The organism is Bacillus sp. B2-WWTP-C-10-Post-4, from assembly GCF_009183805.1.
GTDB lineage: Bacteria > Bacillota > Bacilli > Bacillales > Bacillaceae_G > Bacillus_A > Bacillus_A cereus.
Genome location: NZ_WEII01000209.1, coordinates 1 through 3858, shown reverse-complemented (window position 1 = coordinate 3858; position 3858 = coordinate 1). Strand labels below are relative to the sequence as shown.

Sequence of the window (3858 nt, the reverse complement as noted above, 5' to 3'; positions counted from 1 at the left end):
TAATTCAGTTAGCATATAGAAGTGTTTGATGAGAATGTAAAGGAGAAAATATGAAAAAGAAAATTAATAGAATTGTAATGATTATTTGTATATTAGTAGGTTTTACAATCTTTTTATATTTACAGAACAATTTAATAAGTATAACTGAGGTTAAAATAACCTCTAGTAAAATACCATCCTCTTTTAAAGGGTATAAAATTCTACAAATTTCAGACTTACACAATAAAAAATTTGGCGATAATCAAGATGTGTTAATTCAAAAAATAAAAAGTATAGACCCAGATATTATTGCGATTACGGGTGATTTAATTGACAGTAAATCATACGATGCAGAAGTGAGTATGCAATTAATACAAAAAATGGTAAATAAGTATCCTGTATATTTTGTGACAGGAAACCATGAACAATGGTCTGGAAAGTATAACAGTTTAGAAAAAGAGTTGAAGAAATATGGTGTCAATGTTTTAAGGAATGAACATGTAGGCATTCGAAAGGGTGAGCAAGAAATAAACTTGCTAGGTATTGATGATCCAGAGTTTGTTACTGGAAACCGTGATGAAGGAAATATTATAATAGATGAAATTAAAAAAGCAAAAATTGAAATGCAGCCAGATAGATATAATGTATTATTATCCCATAGGCCTGAATTTATAAAGGAATATACGAATGAGAGGTTGGATTTGGTTTTATCGGGACATGCTCATGGAGGGCAAGTTAGATTGCCATTTATCGGTGGATTAGTTGCTCCAAATCAAGGTGTTTTACCTAAATATACAGCAGGTTTATATGTAGAACAAAATACATCAATGGTAGTGAGTAGAGGATTAGGAAATAGTATCATTCCGCAAAGAATTTTGAATAGGCCAGAGATTGTAGTCGTGCAGTTAAATTAAGCTGTACGATTTTTTTATGCAAAAGTGAGTAAAGAGATTTTATGTATTTTGCAGGAGTTAACATTACAATTTTGTTAAAAATTTTCTACGTTACATAAAGTAACAAAATTTGACCCTGATTGTTTGTTATAGTGTAAATAATCAAAAAACTTAAAATTTGTCGAGTGAAAATTGTGATAAGTAATTCATGTAAAAAACTTAAAGGGGTGTACACATGCATAAAGAATATGAAATTGAAGAATACACGGCGATTGAGGAACAAATACATTATTATTGTAAATGTTTATTAGTAAGTCATCCTGATCAAATAATAAAGTATTTAGAAAAAAGGTTAGAAAAATATGCAGAAACATTACAATATGCACATTTATATCCTGACACAGTTATTTTACCGTTACAGCAATTAGTTATTGAATATTCTTTAGATGTTGCTAGAATTCGGAAGTATATGAATTTAAAAACGTAAAGTGAAATTTATAGTTTAAATGAAACAGAGTCGACTTTAGGAAATGAAATTCTAATGTCGACTCTGTTTCATTGTTTAATATCGTTGATTGAACATACATACTAATCAATGAAGTTTGACATATAATTAAGCAAGGGTAAAATAAAAGTGAGTACTCACTCATTTTATTGGAAAAGGAGGATGAAACGTGCAACAACCTTCAATTATTTTACGGACTGTATCAAAAAGTTTTGGAAAAAAAGAAGTGTTACACAATCTTTCATTGCAAGTTGAAAAAGCAGAAATTTTTGGTTTTGTTGGACCTTCTGGATCGGGGAAAACAACGCTCATTAAAATGATTGCAGGTATTAATGAGGCAACGAAAGGTGAAGTGCTTGTTAATAATACTAATATGCCTAATTTAAATGAAATGAAAAGAATTGGTTATATGGCTCAGGCGGATGCATTATACGAAGAATTGTCAGCATATGAAAATGCAGATTTTATAGCAACGATGTATGGACTAAAGGGAAAACGTAAAAAGACAAGAATTGCAGAGGTTTTTGAACTTGTACAATTGTCTCAGTATATGAAAAAGCAAGTACAACAATTTTCAGGTGGAATGAAAAAACGCTTATCATTAGCAATAGCGCTCCTTCACGAACCAGAAATATTAATTTTAGATGAGCCTACAGTGGGGATAGATCCGCTTCTTAGAAAAACGATTTGGGAAAAATTTTATGATCTTAAAAAGAAAGGCACAACGATTATTGTAACGACGCACATTATGGATGAAGCTGAATTTTGTGAGCGTCTAGGGTTAATTAGAGAAGGGAAACTAGTTGCGGTTGGAACAACTGAAGAATTGAAAAAACGCGTGTCATCTGGACGGATTGAAGATGTCTTTTTGCTAGAAGAGGTGGTGCCATCATGAGAGTTACTGGTGTAATTATACGTATTATTCGTCAATTTTTTCGAGATAAGCGTTCGTTAGCAATGATGTTTGGAGCACCGATGTTATTACTTTGGCTTTTGTCACTAGTGTTTACACAGAAAGACTATATACCGCAAATTGCTGTTGTTGATATGCCCGCTCAAATAGTAAAAATGATGAAAAATCAAGAAGCGTCAATTTATGAATACAGTAAGGAAAAGGCGATTTCTGAGTTGGAAAAACAAAAAGTAGATGCAGTATTTCGTATAGAGAATGGAAAAATGAAACTTCTGTTGGAAGGTAGTGATTCGTCAAAAAATCGTGCTGTACTTCAAGTATTGCAAAAAAGCACAGAGAAGAATGATGTATCGATTATGAAACCTGAAGTAAATTATTTACATGGCTCTAAAGACTTTACGATGTTTGATGGGCTTGGTCCTGTATTAATTGGTTTCTTTACATTTTTCTTTGTATTTATATTATCAGGTGTATCTTTCGTAAGAGAACGTTTAAGTGGTACGCTAGAAAGGTTATTATCCACCCCAGTAAGAAGATGGGAAATAGTCGCAGGTTATATTATTGGTTTTGGAATCTTTGCCTTTATACAATCCATTATTATCGTAAGCTTTTCCGTTTATATTTTAGATTTATACGTAGCTGGCTCCATATGGCTAACGCTACTTATTACATGTATGCTCTCTTTAACTGCACTAACATTAGGTACGTTTTTATCGGCATACGCAAATAATGAATTTCAAATGATTCAATTTATACCGCTTGTTATAGTGCCACAAATCTTCTTTTCTGGATTGTTTCCAATGGAATCTATGAATAAGTGGCTCCAAATGTTAGGGAAAGCATTTCCACTCACATACGGCGCTGACGCAATGAGACAAGTGATGATTCGGAATCAAGGGTTTACAGAGATTGCATTAGATCTTACTGTGTTATTACTTTTTTCACTATTATTTGCAGTAGGAAATGTATTTGCTTTAAAGAAACATCGCAAAATATAATAATGACAAAAAGGAGCTTTATAAATGCAGAAGGATTGGCTGGAGGAATTAATAGCTGCAACTAATACGGATAAACGAAATGAACGTCAAATGCGAATATTAGAGGCGGCTGTTGATATGTTTGGAGAAAAAGGATACGCTTCAACTTCAACAAGTGAAATTGCAAAGCGTGCTGGTGTAGCGGAAGGAACCATCTTCCGCTACTATAAGACGAAAAAAGATTTATTACTAGCGGTCGTAATGCCAACTTTAACTAAGTTCGCTGCACCATTTTTCGTACAAACCTTTGCAAAAGAAATATTTAAATCAGAGTATGAATCGTATGAAGGACTTTTAAGGGTTGTAATTCATAATAGATTTGAATTTGCAAAAAAGCATTTTCCAATGATAAAAATATTAATTCAAGAAGTGCCATTTCAGCCAGAACTAAAAAATGAAATACAACATTTAGTAGAAACAGAGTTATTTTCACATTTTAAAAAGTTGATTGTAAAGTTTCAAGAAGACGGGGAAATTATTGAAATGCCGCCATCTTCAGTATTAAGACTTACTTTATCAGCTGTATTAGGT

Annotated in this window: 5 protein-coding genes; all 5 read left to right on the top strand. The window is 32.3% G+C overall.

Features of this window, described 5'->3' with window-relative positions; genetic code table 11:
- The first annotated feature begins 50 nt into the window (after positions 1–50).
- Positions 51–893, top strand: coding sequence for a metallophosphoesterase (locus GBN78_RS29035; protein ID WP_000727188.1), 843 nt, complete (start codon positions 51–53; stop codon positions 891–893).
- A 214-nt stretch (positions 894–1107) separates the two neighbouring features.
- Entirely contained in the window at positions 1108–1359 is a 252-nt protein-coding gene (locus GBN78_RS29030) for a hypothetical protein (RefSeq protein WP_000548621.1), read from the top strand.
- 187 nt (positions 1360–1546) lie between these two features.
- Positions 1547–2272, top strand: coding sequence for an ABC transporter ATP-binding protein (locus GBN78_RS29025; RefSeq protein ID WP_001187071.1), 726 nt, complete (start codon positions 1547–1549; stop codon positions 2270–2272).
- Complete coding sequence (locus GBN78_RS29020; RefSeq protein WP_001266717.1) at positions 2269–3288, top strand: ABC transporter permease; 1020 nt, start codon at positions 2269–2271, stop codon at positions 3286–3288. Before GBN78_RS29025 ends, GBN78_RS29020 begins: the two co-directional genes overlap by 4 nt.
- Before the next feature lie 24 nt (positions 3289–3312).
- A partial coding sequence (locus tag GBN78_RS29015; protein WP_152128001.1) for a TetR/AcrR family transcriptional regulator occupies positions 3313–3858 on the top strand: 546 nt, incomplete at its 3' end.

Excerpts from the sequence above, each read along its gene's own strand:
- GBN78_RS29035 (WP_000727188.1), top strand. The coding sequence starts at position 51 with ATGAAAAAGAAAATTAATAGAATTGTAATGATTATTTGTATATTAGTA.
- GBN78_RS29030 (WP_000548621.1), top strand. The coding sequence starts at position 1,108 with ATGCATAAAGAATATGAAATTGAAGAATACACGGCGATTGAGGAACAA.
- GBN78_RS29020 (WP_001266717.1), top strand. The coding sequence starts at position 2,269 with ATGAGAGTTACTGGTGTAATTATACGTATTATTCGTCAATTTTTTCGA.